22 protein-coding genes are annotated in these 22,572 nt (G+C 60.9%); 2 read left to right on the forward strand and 20 right to left on the reverse strand.

Annotated elements, in window-relative coordinates; translation table 11 throughout:
- Positions 1-25: 25 nt before the first annotated feature.
- Together HU770_RS05875 and HU770_RS05880 are read right to left on the reverse strand one after the other, a co-directional pair.
- Complete coding sequence (locus HU770_RS05875) at positions 26-508, reverse strand: PaaI family thioesterase (protein ID WP_186663280.1); 483 nt, start codon at positions 506-508, stop codon at positions 26-28.
- Positions 505-981 (reverse strand): PaaI family thioesterase, encoded by a 477-nt coding sequence (locus HU770_RS05880; RefSeq protein WP_033699266.1) that lies wholly within the window; start codon positions 979-981, stop codon positions 505-507. The genes HU770_RS05875 and HU770_RS05880 overlap by 4 nt, the downstream gene beginning before the upstream one ends.
- Before the next feature lie 154 nt (positions 982-1,135).
- Here HU770_RS05880 and HU770_RS05885 point away from each other — a divergent pair, with 154 nt between their 5' ends.
- Complete coding sequence (locus tag HU770_RS05885; RefSeq protein WP_047581273.1) at positions 1,136-1,447, forward strand: hypothetical protein; 312 nt, start codon at positions 1,136-1,138, stop codon at positions 1,445-1,447.
- A 67-nt stretch (positions 1,448-1,514) separates the two neighbouring features.
- Here HU770_RS05885 and HU770_RS05890 read toward each other — a convergent pair whose 3' ends face one another.
- The 11 genes from HU770_RS05890 to sdhC all read right to left on the reverse strand — a co-directional run bounded on the left by HU770_RS05890 (position 1,515) and on the right by sdhC (position 15,537).
- Positions 1,515-2,264 (reverse strand): DUF599 family protein, encoded by a 750-nt coding sequence (locus HU770_RS05890; protein WP_186663282.1) that lies wholly within the window; start codon positions 2,262-2,264, stop codon positions 1,515-1,517.
- A 232-nt stretch (positions 2,265-2,496) separates the two neighbouring features.
- On the reverse strand, positions 2,497-3,810 hold the full coding sequence (gene brnQ / locus HU770_RS05895) for a branched-chain amino acid transport system II carrier protein (RefSeq protein WP_186657255.1): 1,314 nt from the start codon (positions 3,808-3,810) through the stop codon (positions 2,497-2,499).
- 396 nt (positions 3,811-4,206) lie between these two features.
- The gene (gene sucD, locus HU770_RS05900) at positions 4,207-5,091 is read right to left on the reverse strand and encodes a succinate--CoA ligase subunit alpha (protein ID WP_003254203.1); all 885 of its coding nucleotides are present in this window, start codon (positions 5,089-5,091) and stop codon (positions 4,207-4,209) included.
- A complete protein-coding gene (gene sucC / locus HU770_RS05905; RefSeq protein WP_008091914.1) occupies positions 5,091-6,257 on the reverse strand; it encodes an ADP-forming succinate--CoA ligase subunit beta in 1,167 nt (388 codons plus the stop codon). Before sucC ends, sucD begins: the two co-directional genes overlap by 1 nt.
- Before the next feature lie 172 nt (positions 6,258-6,429).
- The gene (gene lpdA, locus HU770_RS05910) at positions 6,430-7,866 is read right to left on the reverse strand and encodes a dihydrolipoyl dehydrogenase (RefSeq protein WP_033699271.1); all 1,437 of its coding nucleotides are present in this window, start codon (positions 7,864-7,866) and stop codon (positions 6,430-6,432) included.
- Positions 7,867-7,962: 96 nt separating this feature from the next.
- The gene (odhB, locus tag HU770_RS05915; RefSeq protein WP_033699273.1) at positions 7,963-9,177 is read right to left on the reverse strand and encodes a 2-oxoglutarate dehydrogenase complex dihydrolipoyllysine-residue succinyltransferase; all 1,215 of its coding nucleotides are present in this window, start codon (positions 9,175-9,177) and stop codon (positions 7,963-7,965) included.
- A 42-nt stretch (positions 9,178-9,219) separates the two neighbouring features.
- Entirely contained in the window at positions 9,220-12,051 is a 2,832-nt protein-coding gene (locus HU770_RS05920; protein ID WP_033699274.1) for a 2-oxoglutarate dehydrogenase E1 component, read from the reverse strand.
- Positions 12,052-12,296: 245 nt separating this feature from the next.
- Positions 12,297-13,001 (reverse strand): succinate dehydrogenase iron-sulfur subunit, encoded by a 705-nt coding sequence (locus HU770_RS05925; protein ID WP_033699275.1) that lies wholly within the window; start codon positions 12,999-13,001, stop codon positions 12,297-12,299.
- A gap of 11 nt (positions 13,002-13,012) precedes the next feature.
- Positions 13,013-14,785: a succinate dehydrogenase flavoprotein subunit gene (sdhA, locus tag HU770_RS05930; protein WP_027592875.1), complete on the reverse strand. Its 1,773-nt coding sequence runs from the start codon at positions 14,783-14,785 to the stop codon at positions 13,013-13,015.
- Positions 14,786-14,788: 3 nt separating this feature from the next.
- Complete coding sequence (sdhD, locus tag HU770_RS05935; protein WP_027592876.1) at positions 14,789-15,157, reverse strand: succinate dehydrogenase, hydrophobic membrane anchor protein; 369 nt, start codon at positions 15,155-15,157, stop codon at positions 14,789-14,791.
- Positions 15,151-15,537: a succinate dehydrogenase, cytochrome b556 subunit gene (gene sdhC, locus HU770_RS05940; RefSeq protein ID WP_077068487.1), complete on the reverse strand. Its 387-nt coding sequence runs from the start codon at positions 15,535-15,537 to the stop codon at positions 15,151-15,153. The genes sdhD and sdhC overlap by 7 nt, the downstream gene beginning before the upstream one ends.
- 351 nt (positions 15,538-15,888) lie before the next feature.
- Between sdhC and gltA the strand changes: the two genes are divergently transcribed.
- Positions 15,889-17,178: a citrate synthase gene (gene gltA, locus HU770_RS05945; RefSeq protein WP_019472041.1), complete on the forward strand. Its 1,290-nt coding sequence runs from the start codon at positions 15,889-15,891 to the stop codon at positions 17,176-17,178.
- A 73-nt stretch (positions 17,179-17,251) separates the two neighbouring features.
- Here gltA and HU770_RS05950 read toward each other — a convergent pair whose 3' ends face one another.
- The 7 genes from HU770_RS05950 to HU770_RS05980 form a co-directional block, all read right to left on the reverse strand.
- The gene (locus HU770_RS05950; protein WP_186657253.1) at positions 17,252-17,857 is read right to left on the reverse strand and encodes an START domain-containing protein; all 606 of its coding nucleotides are present in this window, start codon (positions 17,855-17,857) and stop codon (positions 17,252-17,254) included.
- Between the two features lie 33 nt (positions 17,858-17,890).
- Positions 17,891-18,145: a YkgJ family cysteine cluster protein gene (locus HU770_RS05955; RefSeq protein WP_033699278.1), complete on the reverse strand. Its 255-nt coding sequence runs from the start codon at positions 18,143-18,145 to the stop codon at positions 17,891-17,893.
- A 130-nt stretch (positions 18,146-18,275) separates the two neighbouring features.
- Positions 18,276-18,752: a hypothetical protein gene (locus HU770_RS05960; RefSeq protein ID WP_186663316.1), complete on the reverse strand. Its 477-nt coding sequence runs from the start codon at positions 18,750-18,752 to the stop codon at positions 18,276-18,278.
- Positions 18,753-18,814: 62 nt separating this feature from the next.
- Entirely contained in the window at positions 18,815-20,257 is a 1,443-nt protein-coding gene (locus HU770_RS05965) for a PLP-dependent aminotransferase family protein (RefSeq protein ID WP_033699281.1), read from the reverse strand.
- A gap of 303 nt (positions 20,258-20,560) precedes the next feature.
- Positions 20,561-21,373 carry an OmpA family protein gene (locus HU770_RS05970; protein WP_186657251.1) on the reverse strand — a complete coding sequence of 271 codons (813 nt, stop codon included), beginning with the start codon at positions 21,371-21,373 and terminating at the stop codon, positions 20,561-20,563.
- On the reverse strand, positions 21,370-21,723 hold the full coding sequence (locus tag HU770_RS05975; protein WP_033699285.1) for a DUF4398 domain-containing protein: 354 nt from the start codon (positions 21,721-21,723) through the stop codon (positions 21,370-21,372). Before HU770_RS05975 ends, HU770_RS05970 begins: the two co-directional genes overlap by 4 nt.
- A gap of 9 nt (positions 21,724-21,732) precedes the next feature.
- A complete protein-coding gene (locus HU770_RS05980; RefSeq protein WP_186657249.1) occupies positions 21,733-22,554 on the reverse strand; it encodes a transporter substrate-binding domain-containing protein in 822 nt (273 codons plus the stop codon).
- Positions 22,555-22,572 lie beyond the last annotated feature (18 nt).

Below are 22,572 nucleotides of genomic sequence, written 5' to 3' on the forward strand. Positions count from 1 at the left end.
ATTCGGCCTGCGTTAATGGCGGATGTCATGCAGATGGGGGCTGCCCAGGCGATTTCAAGGGCTTTTCCGGTTCGATCTTGAAATGTGCCCGGGCGGTGGCGATGGGCGACTGCCGATCACCTTGCCAGGCGGTGATGGCGACGTTGGTCACCCGTCGCCCTTGGCGCCACAGCTGGCAATGGGCGTAGGTGTCGCGAAAGTGCCCGGCGCGCAGGTAGTCGATGGAGAAGTCGATGACCTTGGGAATGCTCGCACTCTCGCTGTAGATCAGCAGGTACAACGCCGCAGACAACTCCATGAACCCTGCGATCACGCCACCATGAATCGCTGGCAGCAAAGGGTTACCAATGTTGTCCGGGTTGGCTGGCAGGCGAAAAAGCAGGTCCTCGCCCTGGCGCTCGCATTCGATGCCGATCAGACCGGCATAGGGGATCAATGCCAGCAACGGCCGGTAGTCGCCCACCGCGTGGGCGGCATTGAGTTGCTGGCGTACGTCTGGCGGGATCATGCGCCACCCTCCTTGAGGCTGTTGCCGAAGCGAATGCCGCCCTTGATCTGCGGCCCCAGGCGCATGAACGTTCCCACCACCTGGCAGATGGGCTGGCTGGGGTCGTCCTGGTAGGCGCTGCCTCGGGTGAAGATCACATCGCGCGTCACCCGGTAGCATTGGGCATGGCCATAGATGTCCTTGCCAGCCTCGGCTGTGTGCATGTAGTCGATGCGCAGGTCCAAGGTCGGGCACACTTCGAACTGTGGCAGCGCACACAGGGTGGCCATGCCGCAGGTAGTGTCCATCAGCGTGGTCAGCGCCCCACCATGCACCGCGCCGGTTTGCGGGTTGCCAACGATTGCCGGCGACCACGGCAAGATCAACGTCATGCCCTGCGTATCGGCATGCGCCACGCGCATCTGCAACAACTGACAATGCTTCAAGGCCGACAGAAAACGCTCGGCCATGGCCATCAAGGTTGAATCGCTCATCGGCAAGTTCCAGGGCTACGGACGCAACGGCATAAAACCGTTAAAAAGTCTATGTAGAACGGGGCGTTATATATCTGTAACCTGCGCGGAACTTATTCCGCGTAGTTGTACTCGAAGGAACAAGTCACTTATTCCACCAAGGAGATACACCCCCATGCGTAAACCTTTTGCTTTTGCTCTGATGCTGGCTGCTGCCATGGGCCTGGCCGCTTGCGATAAAGCGAGCGAAGACAAAGCCCAAGACGCACAGCAACACGCCGAGCAAGCCCAGGAAAAAATGGGCGAAGCTCAGGATAAGATGAACGAAGCCGCCAAGGAAAACGCTGAAGCTGCCAAAGATCAGGCCGAAGCGCAGCAGAAGGCCGCCGAAGAAGCCGCTCCGGCAACTCCGGCTCCGGAAGCCGCCCCGGCCACTCCAGCGCCAGAAACCGCGCCTGCTACTCCAGCCGAACCTGCCAAGCAGTAATCGGCTTGTACAAAAAAACCCGACACTGTCGGGTTTTTTTATGCCTGAAGTTTAACGATTAAACGTTTCAGTTGCCGGAAGCCGAGCCCTCCTTAGCGACATCCACCGGCGCACTTTCCGTGGGTGTGAACACCATCACATCCAGCACATCGGAATGGAACTCACGGCGATAGAGAATCAATACAACCCCGACACTCATCACCATGAACAACCAGGGGCTGATAAACCAGCTCAACAGGGCCATGCCAAAGTAATACGCGCGCAACCCCAAGTTGAACTGGTTGGCCGCCAGCGACAACACCCGCGCGGCGCGCGAGGCAAATGCCTTGCGCTCCAGCTCATTGACCAGGCGCTCGCCAATCATCGGCGCCGACCCTACCAGCACCGCCGCGAAGTTGTACTGACGCATGCACCAGCTGAAGGTGAAGAAGGCATAAACGAAGACCGTCGCCAGGCACAGCAACTTGATTTCCGACATACCTTGGGACGTCTGCTGCACCAAGGGCAGGTCGGCCAGCAGCGACAGCGCCCTGTCCGAGGCACCAAGTACAGTGAGAATACCCGCAAGAATGATCAAGGTACTTGAGGCGAAAAACGAAGCGTTGCGCTCCAGGTTGCCGATCACGCTGGCATCGGCGATGCGGTTGTCGCGCATCAACATGCGCCGCATCCAGTCTTCGCGGTACAGGTGCAGCACGCTGGCCAGGCAAGCGGTGTCGCGGCCCTTCCAGATGGCATAACGGGTGTAGCCGCCCCAGCAGGCTGCGAACCAGCAGATTGCCAGCAGGTTGTTGAAGTTGCTTTGAATGAAGTTCATGCAGGTTTCCCGAAAGCCAGGTGCACAAAGAATAGAGACCGGGTTTCGACGCCCGCAAGCAGCAAAAGGCACACCACCGCAACGAATAATGCCGCTTCGCGCAACCGTCTGCAAAAACGCCCCAGGCAAACAACAAAAAACCCCGCATCCATTCGGAGACGGGGTTTCAGGTGTAAACCGCTGGCTGGCACCCTGTGGCTTGTGGCCGGTGCAGCCCTCAGGCTTCAACCTATCAGGCCAGCGCCTCGCGCGGCTTGCCCAGCATGCGGTCGTAGATCACGGCCGCGGCCAGGGTCACCACCGACGGCACCAGCCAGGCCAGGCCCTGATCACCCAGCGGCAGGTGAGCGACGGCGTCCGGCAGTACATGCGCCAGGCTGCTGCCTTTGATCGCATCGACGACGCCGAACACCAGCGACACCAGCATGACCGGTGCGAGAATGCGCGTTGGCGAGTTCCACAGGTCTTTGACGAAGCTCAGGCCCACCACCACGATGCACGGCGGGTAGATCGCCGTCAGTACCGGGATCGAGAACATGATCAGCTTGGTCAGGCCCAGGTTGGAGATCAGCAACGAGAAGCCCGCCAAGATCACCACCAGTGCGCGATACGACAACGGCAGCATCTGGCTGAAGTACTCGGCACAGGCGCAGGTCAGGCCGACCGCGGTCACCAGGCACGCCAACGCGATCAGCACGGCCAGGAAGCCACTGCCGAGCGAGCCAAAGGTATGCTGCACATAGGCATGCAATACGGCCGCACCGTTGGTGGCGTCAGCCGCGATATCGTGGCTGCCCGCCCCCAGGCGGAACAGGCTGATGTACACCAGGGCCAGGCCGACACCGGCGATCAAGCCGGCGATGATGGCATAGCGGGTAATCAGCTTCGGCGATTCGACGCCTCGCGAGCGGATGGCATTGACGATGACAATACCGAACACCAGCGCGCCCAGGGTATCCATGGTCAGGTAGCCATCGGAGAAGCCCTTGGAGAACGCCGCAGCCGCATAGGCAGGTTGCGCTTCACCGATGGTGCCAGCCGGCAGCGCGAACGCCGCGATACCCAGCACCGCCAAAGCGATGATCTTCAGCGGCGCGAGGAAGCGCCCCACGGTATCGAGCAGCTTGCCCGGATACATGGACACCGCCAGCACCACGATGAAGTACACCAGGCTGTAGAGGAACAGCGCCAACGGGCTTTCGCCGGTCAACGGTGCCACACCGACCTCGAACGACACGGTCGCGGTACGCGGCGTCGCGAACAGCGGGCCGACCGACAAGTAGCACACGGCCGCCAACAGGCCACCGAAGAACTTGCCGATCGGGCTGCTCAGGGCATCCATGCCGCCACCGACCTTGGCCAGCGCGACCACGGTGATGACCGGTAGGCCCACGGCGGTCACCAGGAAGCCCAAGGCAGCCATCCACACGTGCGGGCCAGACTGCAGGCCGACGATAGGCGGGAAGATGATATTGCCGGCGCCTACGAAAAGCGCAAACGTCATAAAGCCAAGCGCCAGGATATCCTGGCCTTTTAAAACTTTCATTTGAGGTAGTACCACACTGCTGAAATCGGGATTCGAGAAGGGATTTCCCCATGGATGAGGGAAATGCTGCCCGGCTTGATGAGCCAGACCCGTTTAGCGTGTCGTTCCCTTTTGGGGGACGGGCACAGAGTGAACGCGTAGATTAACTGTTTTGACAGTCAAACGCACTGGCACAGTGCTGCTTGTCCGATGTGCGTATGTGTTTGTCGTCTGTGCGACCGGGGACGGTGCAATTATCTCAGGGATCGGAAAAACGTCTTTGTGAAAATTCCTATCATACCCATCGAAAATTCCTGGTTGTCTGTTCAGGCCTCTTCGCGGGGCCAAAAAACACAATGCTGATAACGACAAAGGCCACCCGAAGGTGGCCTTTGTGCGCGTGGGGGGTAAAGCGTATTACTTCTTGGCTTCCCAGCCAGTCAGCTCGGCCAGGGCCTTGCCGATGTCGGCCAGCGAACGCACGGTTTTAACACCTGCGTCCTGCAGCGCAGCGAACTTCTCGTCCGCAGTGCCTTTGCCGCCAGAGATGATGGCGCCAGCATGGCCCATGCGCTTGCCCGCAGGTGCGGTAACACCGGCGATGTAGGAAACGACAGGCTTGGTGACGTGGGCCTTGATGTAGGCCGCGGCTTCTTCTTCAGCCGAACCGCCGATCTCGCCGATCATGACGATCGCTTCGGTCTTCGGGTCTTCCTGGAACAGCTTCAGGATGTCGATGAAGTTGGAGCCTGGGATCGGGTCACCGCCGATGCCGACGCAGGTCGACTGGCCGAAGCCGGCGTCGGTGGTCTGCTTGACCGCTTCATAGGTCAGGGTGCCGGAACGCGAAACGATACCGACTTTGCCTGGCAGGTGGATGTGGCCTGGCATGATGCCGATCTTGCACTCGCCCGGGGTGATGACACCTGGGCAGTTAGGGCCGATCAGGGTAACGCCCAGCTCGTCGCACTTGACCTTGGCATCCAGCATGTCCAGGGTAGGAATGCCTTCGGTGATGCAGACGATCAGCTTGATGCCGCCGAAGGCAGCTTCCAGGATCGAGTCTTTGCAGAACGGAGCCGGAACGTAGATGACCGAAGCATCAGCGCCGGTCGCTTCCACGGCTTCCTTGACGGTGTTGAACACCGGCAGGCCCAGGTGGGTGGTGCCACCCTTGCCTGGGGTAACGCCGCCGACCATCTTGGTGCCGTAGGCGATGGCTTGTTCGGAGTGGAAAGTACCCTGCGAGCCGGTGAAGCCCTGGCAGATGACTTTGGTGTCTTTATTGATCAGGACGCTCATTACTTGCCCTCCGCAGCTTTGACAACTTGTTGAGCAGCGTCGGTCAGGCTGGTTGCCGCAATGATGTTCAAACCGCTTTCTGCCAGTACTTTAGCGCCCAGTTCGGCGTTGTTGCCTTCGAGGCGAACGACAACCGGAACTTTAACGCCGACTTCTTTCACTGCACCGATGATGCCTTCGGCAATCATGTCGCAGCGAACGATGCCGCCGAAGATGTTGACCAGAACGGCCGCGACATTGCTGTCGGACAGAATGATCTTGAACGCTTCGGTAACGCGCTCTTTGGTAGCACCGCCGCCAACGTCGAGGAAGTTGGCTGGCTTGCCACCATGCAGGTTGACGATGTCCATGGTACCCATGGCCAGGCCAGCACCGTTGACCATGCAGCCGATGTTGCCTTCCAGGGCCACGTAGTTCAGCTCGAAGCTGGCAGCGTGGGCTTCACGAGGATCGTCCTGCGACGGGTCGTGGAAGGTTTTCAGCTTAGGCTGGCGGTACATGGCGTTTGCGTCGATGTTGATCTTCGCATCCAGGCAGTGCAGGTCGCCGTCGGCCTTGATGACCAGCGGGTTGACTTCCAGCAGGGCCAGGTCGTGTTCTTTGAACAGCTTGGCCAGGCCTACGAAAATCTTGGCGAACTGTGCAACTTGCTTGCCTTCCAGACCCAGCTGGAATGCCAGTTCACGACCCTGGAACGGCTGTGCGCCGACCAGTGGATCGATAGTAGCCTTGATGATCTTCTCAGGAGTTTCGTGAGCAACTTTCTCGATGTCCACGCCACCTTCGGTGGAGGCCATGAACACGATGCGGCGGCTCGAGCGATCGACTACAGCGCCCAGGTACAGCTCTTTGGCGATGTCAGTGCAGGACTCGACCAGGATCTTGGTCACTGGCTGACCGTTGGCGTCGGTCTGGTAGGTTACCAGGCGCTTGCCCAACCATTGCGCAGCGAACGCCTTGGCGTCTTCCTTGCTGCGAACCAGCTTGACGCCGCCCGCTTTACCGCGACCACCTGCGTGAACCTGGGCTTTTACAACCCACTCGGAACCGCCGATCTTGTCGCAAGCTTCTGCTGCAGCTTCAGGGGTATCGACAGCGAAACCCTTGGATACTGGCAGGCCGTATTCAGCGAACAGCTGCTTACCCTGATACTCGTGAAGATTCATGCTTTTTACCGTCTTCGTTAGGTACTGCGCTTCGGCGCTGCGCCATTACTGGCGCCGCACCACCTGTGACCGTTGACCCCGGGTTATCCCGTGTAGTCCGATCCGGCGAACTTTCCGCGGTGAGTCATGCACGCAAGACTCACGACGGGCAGCCCGCCGTGGTTTCTTATAATTAACGCTTCTTACGGTTGGCTACGTGAATGGCGCCGCCATTCACTGCCAGCGCTGCTTCATGCAACGCTTCGGACAGGGTTGGATGGCTGAAGACCATCATGCCCAGATCCTCGGCACTGGTGCCGAATTCCATTGCGATTGCGCCCTGCTGTACCAGCTCGGCAGCGGATGGGCCAATCACGTGCACACCCAGTACGCGGTCGGTCTTGGCATCGGCGATGACCTTGACGAAACCACCGGTGTCGTTGGCCGCCATCGCACGGCCGCTGGCCGCGAACGGGAAGGTGCCTACGTTAACCTCAACACCCTCGGCCTTCAAGGACTGTTCGGTCTTGCCGACCCACGCGATTTCCGGATGGGTGTAGATAACCGATGGGATCAGGTCGTAGTTCATCTGGGCCTTGTGGCCTTTGATGCGCTCGACAACCATGATGCCCTCTTCCGAGGCCTTGTGCGCCAGCATCATGCCGCGAACCACGTCACCGATGGCGAACACGCCCGGAACGCTGGTAGCGCAGTGATCGTCAACGAAGATGTAGCCACGCTCGTCGATGGTCACGCCGCTGTCCGAAGCCAGCAGATCAGTGGTCACTGGACGGCGGCCGACCGCGACGATCAGCTTGTCGAAGGTGATCTTCTGCTCGCCGTTGGCATCGGTGTAGGTGACTTCGACTTCGTTGCCATTGACTTTCGAGCCAGTGACGCGCGCGCCCAGCTTGATGTCCAGGCCTTGCTTGGTCAGGGTCTTCTGGGCTTCTTTCGACACTGCGGTGTCGGCAGCCATCAGGAAGGTGTCCAGGGCTTCCAGGACGGTGACCTGGGCACCCAGGCGCGACCACACCGAACCCAGCTCCAGGCCGATGACGCCGGCGCCGATCACGCCCAGACGCTGTGGCACGGTCTGGAATTCCAGGGCGCCGGTGGAGTCGACGATGACGTTCTGGTCGACCGGAGCCGGCGGAATGTCGATCGGACGCGAACCGGAGGCCAGGATCACGTTCTCGGCTTCGATGATTTCGGTGGTGCCGTCAGCCTTGGTGACTTCGACTTTCTTGCCAGCCAGCAGTTTGCCGTGGCCCTGGATCGAAGTAACGCCATTGGCCTTGAACAGGGTGGCAACGCCGCCGGTCAGGTTCTTGACGATACCCGCTTTGCGGCCGACCATCGCGGCAACGTCCATCTTCACTTCGCCAGTGGAGATACCGTGGACGTTGAAGCTCTCTTTGGCTTCCTTGTACTTCCAGGAGCTGTCCAGCAGCGCCTTGGACGGAATGCAACCTACGTTCAGGCAGGTGCCGCCCAGGGCCAGTTTGCCCTCGGCGTCGGTGTATTTCTCGATACAGGCAGTCTTCAGACCAAGTTGGGCAGCCTTGATGGCAGCCACATAGCCGCCAGGACCTGCACCAATCACCACTACGTCGAATTTCTGGGTCATAAAAGATTCCTTTTTAGCTTCAAGCGGCAAGCTGCAAGCCGCAAGACCAGCAGGCTTCGGCTTGAAGCTTGCGGCTTGCAGCTTACAGCTGCGCGATTAGATGTCCAGCAGCAGGCGAGACGGATCTTCCAGCAGGTTCTTGATGGTGACCAGGAAGGTTACCGCTTCCTTGCCGTCGATCAGGCGGTGATCGTACGACAGCGCCAAGTACATCATTGGGCGGATGACCACTTGGCCGTTGATGGCCATCGGGCGCTGGATGATGTTGTGCATGCCGAGAATAGCAGCCTGCGGCGGGTTGACGATCGGGGTCGACATCATCGAACCGAAGGTGCCACCGTTGGTGATGGTGAAGGTGCCGCCGGTCATCTCTTCGATCGACAGCTTGCCGTCACGGGCCTTCTTGCCAAAGGTGGCGATGCCGTTCTCGATTTCAGCCAGGCTCATCGACTCGGCGTTACGCAGTACTGGAACCACCAGGCCACGGTCGCTGGAGACGGCAACGCCGACGTCGGCGAAGCCGTGGTAGACGATGTCGTTGCCGTCGATCGAGGCGTTGACAGCCGGGAAGCGCTTCAGGGCTTCGGTGGCGGCCTTGACGAAGAACGACATGAAGCCCAGGCGTACGCCGTTGTGGGTCTTCTCGAACAGGTCCTTGTACTTCGAACGCAGGGCCATGACTTCGGTCATGTCGACTTCGTTGAAGGTGGTCAGCATCGCCATGTTGGACTGGGCTTCGACCAGACGCTCGGCGATCTTGGCGCGCAGACGGGTCATCGGCACGCGCTTCTCGGTGCGATCACCAGCGGCGGTCACAACCGGGGCAGCAGCGGCAGGCTTGGCAGCCGGTGCTGCGGCAGGGGCCGACTTCTTGTTGGCGACTGCAGCAACCACGTCTTCCTTGGTAACGCGACCGCCTTTGCCGGTGCCGGCAACGGTAGCCAGGTCGATACCGTTTTCTTCGGCCAGCTTGCGCGCGGCAGGCGCGGCAACCGGGTCGTCTTCGCCAGCATCGGCGGCAGCGGCAGCCGGGGCAGCAGCGGCTGGGGCAGCGGCAGGCGCGGCAGCAGCGCCACCTTCAACGATCGAACCCAGCACTTCGTCGGACAGGACGGTGTCGCCCTCGCCCTTGACGATGTCACCCATCACGCCATCGGCGGTGGCCAGGACTTCCAGGACGACTTTGTCGGTCTCGATGTCGACGATCAGCTCGTCACGTTTGACGGCTTCGCCCGGCTTCTTGTGCCAGGTGGCAACGGTGCCATCGGCAACCGATTCCGGGAAGGTTGGGGCTTTGATCTCGATAGCCATTATCTGTGTTTCCTTAAATTCGGTTTCAGGTGCGCGAAGGCGTTAGACAGTGAAGGCGTCTTGCAGCAGTTTTTCCTGCTGTTCGGCGTGCTTCGAAGCGTAACCACAGGCTGGCGCGGCAGAAGCGTCGCGGCCGGCGTATTCCAGGACCAGTGCCTTGTTGTGGCGGCCCAGGATACGGCGCATGTGGTGCTGGCTGCTGTACCAGGCGCCCTGGTTCATCGGTTCTTCCTGACACCAGACGGCATGCTTGAGGTTGGTGTATGGCGCCAGGATTTCGACCAGGTCGTCTTCCGGGAACGGATACAGCTGCTCGATACGCACGATCGCGATGTCTTCACGGCCTTCGGCACGGCGTTTTTCCAGCAGGTCGTAGTAGACCTTGCCGCTGCACAGGACCAGGCGTTCGACCTTGGCCGGATCGAGGTTGTCGATTTCCGGGATCACGGTCTGGAACGAACCTTCTGCCAGGTCTTCCAGGGTCGAGATGGCCAGCTTGTGGCGCAGCAGCGACTTCGGCGTCAGGACGATCAGCGGCTTGCGCAGCGGACGGATGACCTGGCGACGCAGCAGGTGGTAGATCTGTGCCGGGGTAGTCGGTACGCACACCTGGATGTTGTGCTCGGCGCACAGCTGCAGGTAACGCTCCAGACGCGCGGAGGAGTGCTCCGGCCCCTGCCCTTCGTAGCCGTGCGGCAGCAGCATGGTCAGACCGCACAGGCGGCCCCACTTGTGCTCACCGCTGGTGATGAACTGGTCGATCACCACTTGCGCACCGTTGGCGAAGTCGCCGAACTGGGCTTCCCAGATCACCAGCGCGTTCGGCGTGGTGGTCGAGTAGCCGTATTCGAAGGCCAGTACCGCTTCTTCCGAAAGGAAGGAGTCGTACAGGTCGAAGCGCGGCTGGCCCGGGAACAGGTTCTGCAGCGGTACGTAGGTGCTGGCGTCCTTCTGGTTGTGCAACACCGCGTGGCGGTGCGAGAAGGTGCCACGGCCGATGTCCTGGCCGGTCATGCGGATCGGGTGACCTTCGAATTGCAGGGTGGCGTACGCCATGGTCTCTGCGTAACCCCAGTTGATCGGCAAGCCACCGGCCTGCATCTTCTGGCGATCTTCGTAGATCTTCGACACCTGACGCTGGACGACGAAGCCTTCCGGCAGCTCGAGCAGCTTGGCCGACAGGTCCTGCAGGGTCTTGAGGTCGAAACGGGTGTCGTGACGCGCGGTCCAGGCGTGGCCCAGGTACGGACGCCAGTCGACGAACAGCTCGCGGTTCGGCTCCTTGACCAGGCTCTTGACCACGTGCAGGCCGTTGTCCAGGGCGTTGCGGTACTCGTCGATCTTGGCCTGAGCACGCTCGGCGTCGATGCGACCGGCCTGGATCAGTGCCTCGGCATACAGCTCACGGGTGGTGCGCTGTTTGCTGATCTGCTGATACATCAGCGGCTGGGTACCGTTCGGCTCGTCGGCCTCGTTGTGGCCGCGACGGCGGTAGCAGACCAGGTCGACGACCACGTCACGCTTGAACTGCATGCGGTAATCGATGGCCAGCTGGGTCACGAACAGCACGGCTTCCGGGTCATCCCCGTTGACGTGCAGGATCGGCGCCTGAATCATCTTGGCAACGTCGGTGGCGTACTCGGTGGAGCGCGCATCCAGCGGGTTGCTGATGGTGAAGCCGACCTGGTTGTTGATCACGATGTGCACGGTACCGCCGGTCTTGAAACCGCGGGTCTGCGACATCTGGAAGGTTTCCAGGACCACGCCCTGGCCGGCGAATGCCGCATCACCGTGAATCGAGATCGGCAGTACCTTGTCGCCAACGGTGTCGTTGCGACGGTCCTGACGGGCGCGCACCGAACCCTCGACCACTGGCGAGACGATTTCCAGGTGGGACGGGTTGAACGCCATGGCCAGGTGAACTTCGCCACCGGTGGTCATCACGTTCGAAGAGAAGCCCTGGTGATACTTGACGTCACCGGAGCCCAGCTCGTTCATCTTCTTGCCTTCGAACTCGTCGAACAGCTCGCGCGGGTTCTTGCCGAAGGTGTTGACCAGCACGTTCAGACGGCCACGGTGGGCCATGCCGATCACGACTTCCTTGGTACCGTAGGAGCCGGAGCGCTGGATCATCTCGTCCAGCATCGGGATCAGGCTTTCGCCACCCTCCAGGCCGAAACGCTTGGTGCCCGGATACTTGGTGCCCAGGTACTTCTCAAGCCCTTCACCGGCGGTCACGCGCTCGAGCAGGTGGGCCTGCACGTCAGCGGAAAACTCCGGACGGCCGCGCACGCTTTCGAGACGCTGCTGGAACCAGCTGCGCTGCTCGGAATCGACGATATGGGTGAACTCGGCGCCAATGGTGCGACAATATGTCTTCTGGAGCGCCTCGAAGATCTCGCGTAGGCTCGCTTCCTCTTTGCCGATGAACAGGTCGCCGGCACGGAAGGTCGTATCAAGATCGGCATTGGTCAAGCCGTAGTGATTGATCGACAGGTCTACGGGCGCAGGGCGCTGCCACAACCCCAACGGGTCGAGCTTGGCAGCCTGATGACCGCGCATACGATAGGCCTGGATCAGTCGCAGAACTTCAACCTGCTTCTTCTCGTGTTCACTGCTCACGCTCCCGGCGGATACCGGTTGGGCGCGGCGCTGGTTCTTTGCCAGCAGTACGAAATGGTCGCGGATTGTAGAGTGCGATACATCGGTAGCGGTGCTGCCGTCGGCTGGCAACTTCTGGAAGTAAGTGCGCCACTCTTCTGGCACAGCGTTAGGGTCGTGCAGGTAGAGTTCGTAGAGCTCTTCCACATATGCAGCGTTACCACCTGAAAGGTGGGCGCTTTCCCACATGCGCTGCATCACGCTTTCTTGCATGCTTGGTCACCCTCGGTTAGGGGACGATCGGCGAGAGCCACAGCAAACCTGGAAAAGTCCGAACACAGCGACTGAACCACGCCACTTGGATCCTGCTGATTTTCCGGGTACCAGCCCGGAAAGCCCCTGCTGGTCTCATATCTTCATAGGTAATGAGCGCGGGCTTTGTGGGCCCTTGCTCGAGTTTTACCTCAGTGCGGGCTCACCACCCGCACCTCGGCTTACTGCAGGTACAACTCGATGAATCAGGTGCCGCTTTGCAGCAGCATGTTACGTACGTGACCGATTGCCTTGGTCGGGTTCAAACCTTTCGGGCAAACGTTTACGCAGTTCATGATCCCGCGGCAGCGGAATACGCTGAACGGGTCATCCAGGGACGCCAGGCGCTCCTGAGTCTTGGTGTCACGGCTGTCGGCCAGGAAGCGATAGGCCTGCAGCAAAGCAGCGGGGCCCAGGAACTTGTCCGGGTTCCACCAGAACGATGGGCAGGAAGTCGAGCAGCAAGCGCACAGGATGCACTCGTACAGGCCGTCCAGCTTGTCACGCTCTTCTGGCGACTGCAGACGCTCGATGGCCGGAGGCGGCGTATCGTTCTGCAGGAATGGCTTCACCTTCTCGTACTGCTTGTAGAAGATGCTCATGTCGACGACCAGGTCACGAATGACCGGCAGGCCCGGCAGCGGGCGCAGCACCAGCTTGTTGCCCTTGACCACGCCCGACAGCGGGGTGATGCAGGCCAGGCCGTTCTTGCCGTTCATGTTCATGCCATCGGAACCGCACACGCCTTCACGGCACGAGCGACGGTACGAGAAACCCTCGTCCTTTTCCTTGATCAGTGCCAGCACGTCCAGAACCATCAGGTCCTTGCCGCCGGTATCGACGTCGAACGACTCCATCTTGGGCGCCGAGTCGGTGTCGGGGTTGTAACGGTAAACTTCGACTTTCAACATAGCAGCCACCCTTAGTAAGTCCGGATTTTTGGCTCGAAGGCCGGTACGGTCTTCGGCGCAAAGTTGACGCCACGCTTGGCAACGCGCTTCTCACCCGGGTAGTACAGGGTGTGGCACAGCCAGTTCTCGTCGTCACGGTCTTCGAAGTCTTCACGGGCGTGAGCGCCGCGCGACTCTTTACGGGCTTCGGCCGCAATGGCGGTAGCTTCGGCAACTTCCAGCAGGTTCTGCAGCTCCAGCGCTTCGATACGCGCGGTGTTGAAGGCCTGGGACTTGTCGTTGATCTTCACGTTGGCGATGCGGTCACGCAGGCCCGCCAGCTGCTCGATACCTTTCTGCATGTATTCGCCAGTACGGAATACACCGAAGTAGTTCTGCATGCAGCTTTGCAGCTCGCGCTTGAGGCTTGCCACGTCTTCGCCAGTGGTACGCTCGTTGAGCTTGTTCAGGCGGTTCAGGGCAACGTCGACATCGGTATCGCTGGCATCGCGGTACTCGACGCCTTCGGTCAGCGCCTTCTCCAGGTGCAGGCCGGCAGCACGGCCGAACACTACCAGGTCGAGCAGCGAGTTGCCGCCCAGGCGGTTGGCACCGTGGACCGATACGCACGCCACTTCACCTACGGCGAACAGGCCCGGGATGATGTGGTCCTTGCCTTCGGCGTCCATGGTGATGGCCTGGCCATGAATGTTGGTGGCGACACCACCCATCATGTAGTGGCAGGTCGGTACGACCGGCACCGGCGCGACAACCGGGTCGACGTGGGCGAAGGTCTTGGACAGTTCGCAGATACCTGGCAGGCGGCTGTGCAGCACTTCCTCGCCCAGGTGGTCCAGCTTCAGCAGTACGTGGTCCTTGTTCGGGCCCACGCCGTTGCCGGCGATGATCTCTTTGACCATGGAACGGGCAACCACGTCGCGGCCGGCCAGGTCTTTCGCGTTCGGCGCGTAACGCTCCATGAAGCGCTCGCCGTGGGCGTTGATCAGGTAGCCACCTTCACCGCGGCAACCCTCGGTGACCAGTACACCGGCGCCGGCGATGCCGGTTGGATGGAACTGCCACATTTCGATGTCCTGCACCGGCACGCCGGCACGCAGGGCCATGCCGACACCGTCACCGGTGTTGATCAGGGCGTTGGTGGTCGAGGCGTAGATACGGCCCGCACCGCCAGTGGCCAGAACGGTGGCCTTGGACTTGATGTACAGGGTTTCGCCGGTTTCGATGCAGATCGCGATCACACCGACGAACGCGCCGTCCTGGTTCTTCACCAGGTCAACCGCGTAGTACTCGTTCAGGAAGGTGGTGCCCGCTTTCAGGTTGCCCTGATAGAGGGTATGCAGCAGTGCGTGACCGGTACGGTCGGACGCTGCGCAGGTACGAGCAGCCTGGCCGCCTTTGCCGAAGTCCTTGGACTGGCCACCGAACGGACGCTGGTAGATACGGCCGGTTTCGGTGCGCGAGAACGGCAGGCCCATGTGGTCCAGCTCGAAGACCGCAGCCGGGCCTTCCTGACACATGTATTCGATAGCGTCCTGGTCACCGATGTAGTCGGAACCTTTGACGGTATCGTACATGTGCCAGCGCCAGTCGTCGTTCGGGTCGGCCGAAGCGATGGCGCAGGTGATGCCGCCCTGGGCGGATACAGTGTGCGAACGGGTCGGGAAGACCTTGGTGACCACGGCAGTCTTGTGACCGCCCTGTGCCAGCTGCAGCGCTGCGCGCATGCCGGCGCCGCCGCCGCCAATGATGATGGCGTCGAAGGAAATAGTAGGAATGCTAGCCATGGATCAGATACCCCAGAGAATCTGCACACCCCAGACGAAGTAAGCGAACATCGCAACGCCGCATACCGCCTGGAACAGGAAACGAATCGCAGTTGCCGACTTGCCGAACGCCATCGGCGTCAGGTAGTCGGTGGCAATGGTCCACATGCCGACCCAGGCGTGAGCGCCCAGGGCAACGAGGGCCAGCAGACTGAAGATCCGCATCGCGTTGTTGGAGAACAGACCGTGCCACTGGGCATAGTCGATACCTGGGTGGGCTACGACGTAACCGATCAGGAAGAGGAAGTAAGCCGCGAGAACGACCGCAGAGACGCGCTGTGCCATCCAGTCATAGAGGCCCGAACGCGACAGGTTCGTGACATTGGTTACCATACCCAAACTCCCACCAGAACGATCACCACCACGGAGATGACAATCACGATTTTCGAGCCCAGCTTGCCGCCTTCCAGCGTCTCACCGATGCCCATGTCCATGATCAGGTGGCGTACACCTGCCACCAGGTGATACAGCAGGGCGGACAGCAGGGCCCAGGTCACCAGTTTGGCCAGCGGACTGGTCAGACACGCCTTCACCTCACCGAAGCCTTCCTCGGAACCCAGGGACTTGCCCAATGCATAAAGCATGATGGCCAGGCCGAGGAACAGGATGACGCCGGAGATACGGTGCAGAATGGACGTGTACGCGGTGATCGGGAGCTTGATGGTCCTTAGGTCTAGGTTTACAGGTCGTTGGCTTTTCACGGCTTTTTTCACACTGAAGAGCCCCTAGCGAACAGGGCAAAGTTGTTGGTAAGTGTACTGGTCAGGTACCCACCACCCAGGGAACGGCGACCCCCAGCAGTTCGGGCTTGCAAGCCCCTGGCGGTCGGGTGCCGAGTATAGACAGTTAGGCTGCTTATGACAACGTGATGGGGTAGCCCAAATAGCGCATTGCCTTTAGCCAGCAAAAGGCGTAAATGGGCGACAATTTCGAGAAAAATCAGGCCTCGAAGCCCGTTTCAACCAGCCTTTAGGCAAATTGACATCTGAATTTATCCCTCTATAGTGGTGCGGGCCCTGCGTGGGGGGTCTGTCTGATGATTTCAAGCATTAATAGGAGGCCACATGGCTGACAAAAAAGCGCAGTTGGTCATCGAGGGCGCTGCCCCCGTCGAGCTGCCCATTTTAACCGGCACCGTTGGTCCTGATGTAATCGACGTCCGCGGGTTGGGGGCCACAGGTCACTTCACCTTCGACCCTGGTTTCATGGCGACCGCCTCGTGCGAGTCGAAGATCACCTACATCGACGGCGACAAGGGTATTCTGCTGCACCGCGGCTACCCGATCGAACAGCTCGCCGAGCAGTCGGACTACCTCGAAACCTGCTACCTGCTGCTCAACGGCGAATTGCCGAATGCCGAGCAGAAGGCTCAGTTCGTCAGCACCGTGAAGAACCACACCATGGTTCACGAGCAGCTGAAGTCCTTCTTCAACGGTTTCCGCCGCGACGCTCACCCGATGGCGGTGATGTGCGGTGTGGTCGGCGCCCTGTCGGCGTTCTACCACGACTCCCTGGACATCAATAACCCGCAACACCGCGAAATCTCCGCGGTGCGCCTGGTCGCCAAGATGCCGACCCTGGCCGCGATGGTTTACAAGTACTCCATGGGCCAGCCGATGATGTACCCGCGCAACGACCTGTCGTACGCGGAAAACTTCCTGCACATGATGTTCAACACCCCGTGCGAGATCAAACCGATCAGCCCGGTGCTGGCCAAGGCAATGGACCGGATCTTCATCCTCCACGCCGACCACGAGCAGAACGCCTCCACCTCCACCGTGCGCCTGGCCGGCTCGTCGGGTGCCAACCCGTTTGCCTGTATCGCCGCCGGTATCGCCGCACTGTGGGGCCCTGCCCACGGCGGTGCGAACGAAGCCGTACTGACCATGCTCGATGAAATCGGCGATGTCTCGAACATCGACACCTTCATCGCCAAGGCCAAGGACAAGAACGACCCGTTCAAGCTCATGGGCTTCGGTCACCGCGTGTACAAGAACCGCGACCCGCGCGCCACCGTGATGAAGCAGACCTGCGACGAAGTCCTGCGCGAGCTGGGCATCAAGAACGACCCGCAGCTGGAACTGGCCATGCGCCTGGAAGAGATCGCCCTGACCGATCCGTACTTCATCGAGCGCTCGCTGTACCCGAACGTCGACTTCTACTCGGGGATCATCCTCAAGGCGATCGGCATTCCGACCAGCATGTTCACCGTGATCTTCGCCCTGGCACGTACTGTAGGCTGGATCTCGCACTGGAAAGAAATGCTCTCCAGCCCGTACAAGATTGGCCGCCCGCGCCAGCTGTACACCGGCGAGCAGAAGCGCGACATCGCTGCACTGAAGGATCGCAAGTAAGCTCATCGAGCCGAACGCAAAAAGGCTGCCCTCGGGCAGCCTTTTTTATTGCCTCGCAGGCAACCCGACTCATTCAGTTTTTCTCAGCCCGCTCACGCAACGCTTTCAGGGTATTGAACGGCGCATCGACCACGAATTTGTTGGCCACCATCGCCGGCACACTGCCACCCGGCTCGGTGTGCACCTGATAGGTCACTTCCGTGCTGCCCCCCTTGGGTACCAACTTCCAGAAGCCCTCGACCTTTGCCACTCGCACAAAGCCCTTCTCTTCCGGGATATAGGTCGGCTCTCCCTTCAGGTTACGCGTCAGGCTGCCATCCGCACCCTTGACCGTGGTGACATGCAGCACCGAATCGCGCGGCGTCACCGGCCAGGGCGTATTGAACTGGGTGTAGGTCCAGCTCTGGTCGCCTTCGTGCTTGAGTAGCTTCTGCGACTTGCACTCGTGAATCCAGGCACAAGCCCCGACCACGTCTTCTTGCAGCGCCTGGACCTTGGCCAGTGGCGCTTTAATCACGGTGACACCGCGATAGGCCTTGTACTCGGAGCCCGCCACTTCACTGAGGGAGATCTTGATGCCCTCCTCGTCCTTGGCCACCTGCCAGTTCTCGGCCCAGGCGGCGGGCGCCAGCAACACACCCATGCCACACAGCAGTGCAATACGCTTGAACGATCTCATCATCTTTATCCTTGTTGTCGAAGATCCAGCCTGTCACGCCGCCGTCATCTGCTCCCACCAGCCGAGAATCCTGATTGCCTCATCGCGATCACTGCCGCACACCTCGACATCCGCCTTGAAACCGCCGCACACCGCCGGGCGTTCGGGCTTGCCGAACAGGTCGCAGAGGTTGTCGACAGTCAGGTGCAGGCAGCGCTCACCGGCCGGCTTGCCATGCGGCATGCGCGGCATGGCAGAGCTGATGGACGGGGCGATGCAGCAGGCACCACACCCCTCACGGCAATTCATGGCTATTCATCAAAATCAGGTCTCTGTGGAGCAAAACGGGACGAACGCCCCCGGATAGTAACCGCTCAAACGTGCGTTTGAAATTGCTGGCCCGATGAAATCTGCCGTGACCCGGCAGTCAGTTCACTGGCTACTGGCGGTACTCGAATTCGATCGCCGCCCCTTCAACATCGCGGCGGCTTTCATTGCGCAACTGCAGCTGCATTTCATTGCTGATCAATCGGCCATTGAGCTGGAACGGGCTTTCATGGCCCTGGTGTTTTTCGGTAAACATTGCGGGCAGCAACGGTTTGCGCCGCGTGGCCGAACTGCCGACATTCGGCTCAAGGTCATTGACCATTTCGACAGGCAGGCTCAGGTCGAGCTTAGGCTGGGGCAGCGGCTTGGCAACCGCCTTGCTGACCGGCTTGCGCGCAGGCTTTGGCTTGGGCTTAGGCTTGGCTTTGCTGACAGCCTGCTTCGACACAGGCTTGGCAGGGGCCTTCTGCGCAGGCTTGGCCTGGCGAGCCTGTGCCTCGGCAACAGGCTGAGCAGCCTGGGCCACTGCGCCAAAGTGGCAGAGCGGCACAAGGCAAAAACTAAGGGCGATACAGCGCAACAGTTTCATGGACATCGACAGTCAGGCTGGAAAAATGCATATGCTCCCTGTTCCGCCTGCGCCTGGCAAGCCTACAAAAGTGAACCCGTAGGCTCTCTGCACAATTGCTGAGCCAAAAGGCCAAGGGTGATTACCGCCCGCTCGGCCTCTTTATTCCACGGAATCCCGCAGTTAAGCCGGATGCAGTGGTTGAACTGCTCAGTGTTACTGAAGATCAACCCGGGCGCGATACTGATGCCCTGCTCCAGCGCCCGCACATGCAAGTCCTGGGTATTGACCCGCCCCGGCAGGCTCACCCAAAGGATGAAGCCACCGGTAGGCCGGGTCATCTGGGTGCCTTCAGGGAAGTGCTGTTGCACCGCCAACTGGTAGGCACTGAGGTTCTTGCGGTACTCCTGGCGGATGTAGCGCAGATGGCGGTCATAGCCGCCGTTCTCCAGATAGGCGGCCACCCCCATCTGCGTCACGCTGCACGCCGAATGGGTGGTGAACGTCTGCAGCCGCTGGATTTCATCCTGGTAGCGCCCCGCCACCATCCAGCCGACCCGCACACCCGGTGACAACGTCTTGGAAAAACTCGAGCAGTAGATCACCCGGTCGAGCCGATCGAATGCCTTGAGCGCCTTGGTCTTGCCCTGCTCGAACATCAGCTCGCCATAGATGTCGTCTTCGACGATCTGGATGTCGAAGTCCGAGGCCAGGCGTAGCAATTGCTTCTGGCGTTCTTCAGGGATGGTGCCACCCAACGGGTTGCTCAGGCGCGAGGTCAGTACCAGCGCCTTGATCGACCACTGGTTGGCGGCCAACTGCAAGGCCTCGAGGCTGATGCCCGTAGACGGGTCGCTGGGGATCTCGATCACCTTCAGGCCAAGCAAATCGGCCAACTGCAGCAGGCCGTAGTAGGTCGGCGACTCGGCGGCGATCAGGTCGCCTGGACGAGTCAGCACCCGCAGCGACATCTGCAGCGCATCGACACAGCCATGGGTCACGATGACTTCACGCGGGTCTACCAACACGCCGGCATCGCGCATGCGAATGGCAATCTGCCGGCGCAACGGCTCAAAGCCCGGGCTGAACATGTAACTGAACGCGCGCGGGCTGTGAAAGCGAGTTACCTTGGCAATCTGCTGATGCAGGGCGCGCACCGGCAGGTAGTCCACGTGGGGCACCGCTGCGCCGAACGGAAACACGCCATCGCGGCGCGCCTCGGTCAATACCTGCTGGATGATGCTTGCCCGAGTCACCAGGCCCGGGCGCTCCACCCGGGCGATATCCGGCGTTTGCGCGGTGAGGGCCGGGGTCTGGTGAACGTAATAGCCCGACTGGGGGCGCGCGCGGATCAGCCCCTGGTCTTCGAGATTGGCATAGGCCTGCAACACCGTGGCGTGGCTGACATTGAGCTGGGCGCTCATCTTGCGCACCGACGGCACGCGCTCGCCTGGCTGGTAGACACCGCGACGGATGTCATCGGCCAGTTGCTGGGCGATACGCTGATATAGCAGCAGGTTGGTCATGGCGATATCTCGACGCGCGGACGGGCTCGTTATTCTTGTGCGACACACTGACGGCAGAGAATACCGTAACAGTTGCGAAGTGTACGGGGACAGATTGCAGAATAGCCAACAATACAGTTGCGTGACAGCACCCGGCCAATTTCCCAGGATTGCGCGCTTGGTTGTAGGAGCGGCCTTGCGTCGCGAAAGGGCCGCAGCGCGGCCCCAGCGCTTTATGTGTCAGCGCAAAATCCGGAGCCTGCTTCGCCCCCCTTTTCGCGACGCAACGCCGCGCCTACAACTGTTCGCCGATCGTCAAGGGGATCAACGCGCTGGCGCGAGCTTGCCCTTGTCATCAGAGAAGACGATCTCGACCCGGCGATTCTGCGCCCTGCCCCGCTCCGACGCGTTGGCCTCGATCGGGTACTGGTCACCGTAGCCTTCAACCTGCAGACGCTTCTCGTCGATACCCAGGTCCGCCAGCATGTCGGCCACTGCCTGCGCGCGATCACGCGAAAGCTTCAGGTTGTCTTCCGGCGCACCGGTGCTGTCGGTGTACCCCTCGATACGCACCACCCGGCGCGGATTGAGCTGAAGGAACTGCACCAGCTTGAGCACGGTGCGGCTGGCCGAGTTTTTCAGGTCGGCACGCCCGGTATCGAACAGCACGTCACCCAGGGTCATCACCAGGCCACGGTCCGTCTGCTCCGAAGCCAGCGCGGCAATCTGCGATTCGACCCACTTGCCTTGCTGCTGGACGCTGGCCAGCTTCGCCTCACGCAGCGCCAGCTGCAGACGCTGACGCTCAAGGTCGAGCTTGGCCAGGCGCTCCTGGTTCAGCGCGAGCTTGGCGTGCTCGCTGGCGATTTCGCTGTAGCGCTGACTCAGGTAGGCGTAATGGCGTACATCGGTGCCGGTGCCGACATAACTGGAAAGGCGCTCGGCCCGCGCCAGTGATTCACCTGCGCGGATCACGTCGCGGGGCGCGCTGCGCAGCACGTCGGAATCGTCCTTGACCTTCTGGAAGGTTGCACTGGCCTCATCCAGTGCCGCCTCGCTGCGCTGGCTGGCGCAACCCTGCAAGCCTGCGGTCAACGCCAGCAATACCAGCGCGGCCATGGGTGTAGAACGCATCATGGCTGCACCTCCAGCTGTTTGCGCAGGCGCTTGACCCGCGACTGCAGCAGTTGCAGCTGCTCTTCACTCTTCTGGTTCAACACCTGCGCCTCGGCCAGGCGCGCATCCAGCTCAGCCTGCTCGGCACGCATGCGCGCATCGCGAAAGTCTTCGGTGAGCATGTTGGTCTTGGCCCGGGCAAGCTTGTCTTCGGCCAGCTTCAGCGCTTCGACCTGGTCGGTGGCGCCGACAGCCTTGGCCTGTTCCAGCGCCTGCTCGGAAATGCGCAGTTGCTCGTTCGGCGCCGGGTCGTTGGCGCAACCCGCCAGGCCGAGCACGGCCAGAGCAAGGATCAGTGGTTGGATTCTCACGCAATCTTCCTAGTGTTTGGGGGCGTCCAGCGGCACCTGCATCTGCGCCTTCCAGCGCTCGACATTACGTTGCAGCACAGCCTCGGACGCACCGGAGATCGGCAATTCTGTCAGTTTTTTCGCCAATTGCCCACGCAGCCAGCTGTCATTGCATGCCGAGTTGTGTGACACAGCCAGGTACAACCCAGGGCGATCTACCGGCAGGCCGCGGGCAATCAGGTCGTTGCTCATGCCCAGGCTCTGGGTCATGGCCATGCCGGAGTAGCGCCCGGCAAGCACATAGTCCACCTGCCCCAGCACCAGCTTCTGGAACGCCTGGGTCAGGTTCTGCGCCGGCTGCAACTTCAGGTGCGATTTGGCAAAGGCTTCAAAGGCGGGGGTCAGACGTGCGCGCTCGGACAAGCTGCCCTGGTAGTTGGCCAGGTCCGCCGGGCCATCGAAGGCCAGCTCAGCGTCATGACGGGTCCAGACCAGGTATTCGTTCAACTGCAAAGGTGGGTGGATATAGTCCAGCGCCGTCAGTTGCCCGACCTGCAGCGGGGTATCGAGCAGCAGGTCCATACGCCCGCTGCGAACCTCCTCAAGGGCCTGGTCGCGCCGACCGGCACTCAGCACGTCCACCTTGACCCCCAGCTCGCTGGCCACCTGCTGCAAAAGCTCGACATTGGCGCCAATCAGGTGCTTTGGGTCCTTCGGGTCCTGCCAGGAGTAGGGAGGCGCATCAGGGCTGCCGGTCGCCACCAGGCGCTCGCACTTGCCTGCTGCCATTGTCGCCGACGACAGCAACGCCGCCATGCACGCCAGCACCCCGCCTGCTTTGCCAAACCTCATGCTCACTCCTGGCTGTGA

This window comes from Pseudomonas sp. SWRI68, assembly GCF_014269165.1.
Lineage (GTDB): Bacteria > Pseudomonadota > Gammaproteobacteria > Pseudomonadales > Pseudomonadaceae > Aquipseudomonas > Aquipseudomonas capeferrum.

Coding starts and splice junctions, on each gene's coding strand:
- sdhD (WP_027592876.1), bottom strand. CDS start 15,157: ATGGTAACCAATGTCACGAACCTGTCGCGTTCGGGCCTCTATGACTGG.
- HU770_RS05920 (WP_033699274.1), bottom strand. CDS start 12,051: ATGCAAGAAAGCGTGATGCAGCGCATGTGGGAAAGCGCCCACCTTTCA.
- HU770_RS05875 (WP_186663280.1), bottom strand. CDS start 508: ATGATCCCGCCAGACGTACGCCAGCAACTCAATGCCGCCCACGCGGTG.
- HU770_RS05970 (WP_186657251.1), bottom strand. CDS start 21,373: ATGATGCGTTCTACACCCATGGCCGCGCTGGTATTGCTGGCGTTGACC.
- odhB (WP_033699273.1), bottom strand. CDS start 9,177: ATGGCTATCGAGATCAAAGCCCCAACCTTCCCGGAATCGGTTGCCGAT.
- brnQ (WP_186657255.1), bottom strand. CDS start 3,810: ATGAAAGTTTTAAAAGGCCAGGATATCCTGGCGCTTGGCTTTATGACG.
- HU770_RS05890 (WP_186663282.1), bottom strand. CDS start 2,264: ATGAACTTCATTCAAAGCAACTTCAACAACCTGCTGGCAATCTGCTGG.
- HU770_RS05880 (WP_033699266.1), bottom strand. CDS start 981: ATGAGCGATTCAACCTTGATGGCCATGGCCGAGCGTTTTCTGTCGGCC.
- HU770_RS05885 (WP_047581273.1), top strand. CDS start 1,136: ATGCGTAAACCTTTTGCTTTTGCTCTGATGCTGGCTGCTGCCATGGGC.
- gltA (WP_019472041.1), top strand. CDS start 15,889: ATGGCTGACAAAAAAGCGCAGTTGGTCATCGAGGGCGCTGCCCCCGTC.
- HU770_RS05965 (WP_033699281.1), bottom strand. CDS start 20,257: ATGACCAACCTGCTGCTATATCAGCGTATCGCCCAGCAACTGGCCGAT.
- HU770_RS05950 (WP_186657253.1), bottom strand. CDS start 17,857: ATGAGATCGTTCAAGCGTATTGCACTGCTGTGTGGCATGGGTGTGTTG.
- HU770_RS05955 (WP_033699278.1), bottom strand. CDS start 18,145: ATGAATTGCCGTGAGGGGTGTGGTGCCTGCTGCATCGCCCCGTCCATC.
- sucD (WP_003254203.1), bottom strand. CDS start 5,091: ATGAGCGTCCTGATCAATAAAGACACCAAAGTCATCTGCCAGGGCTTC.
- sucC (WP_008091914.1), bottom strand. CDS start 6,257: ATGAATCTTCACGAGTATCAGGGTAAGCAGCTGTTCGCTGAATACGGC.
- lpdA (WP_033699271.1), bottom strand. CDS start 7,866: ATGACCCAGAAATTCGACGTAGTGGTGATTGGTGCAGGTCCTGGCGGC.
- HU770_RS05925 (WP_033699275.1), bottom strand. CDS start 13,001: ATGTTGAAAGTCGAAGTTTACCGTTACAACCCCGACACCGACTCGGCG.
- HU770_RS05980 (WP_186657249.1), bottom strand. CDS start 22,554: ATGAGGTTTGGCAAAGCAGGCGGGGTGCTGGCGTGCATGGCGGCGTTG.
- sdhA (WP_027592875.1), bottom strand. CDS start 14,785: ATGGCTAGCATTCCTACTATTTCCTTCGACGCCATCATCATTGGCGGC.
- HU770_RS05960 (WP_186663316.1), bottom strand. CDS start 18,752: ATGAAACTGTTGCGCTGTATCGCCCTTAGTTTTTGCCTTGTGCCGCTC.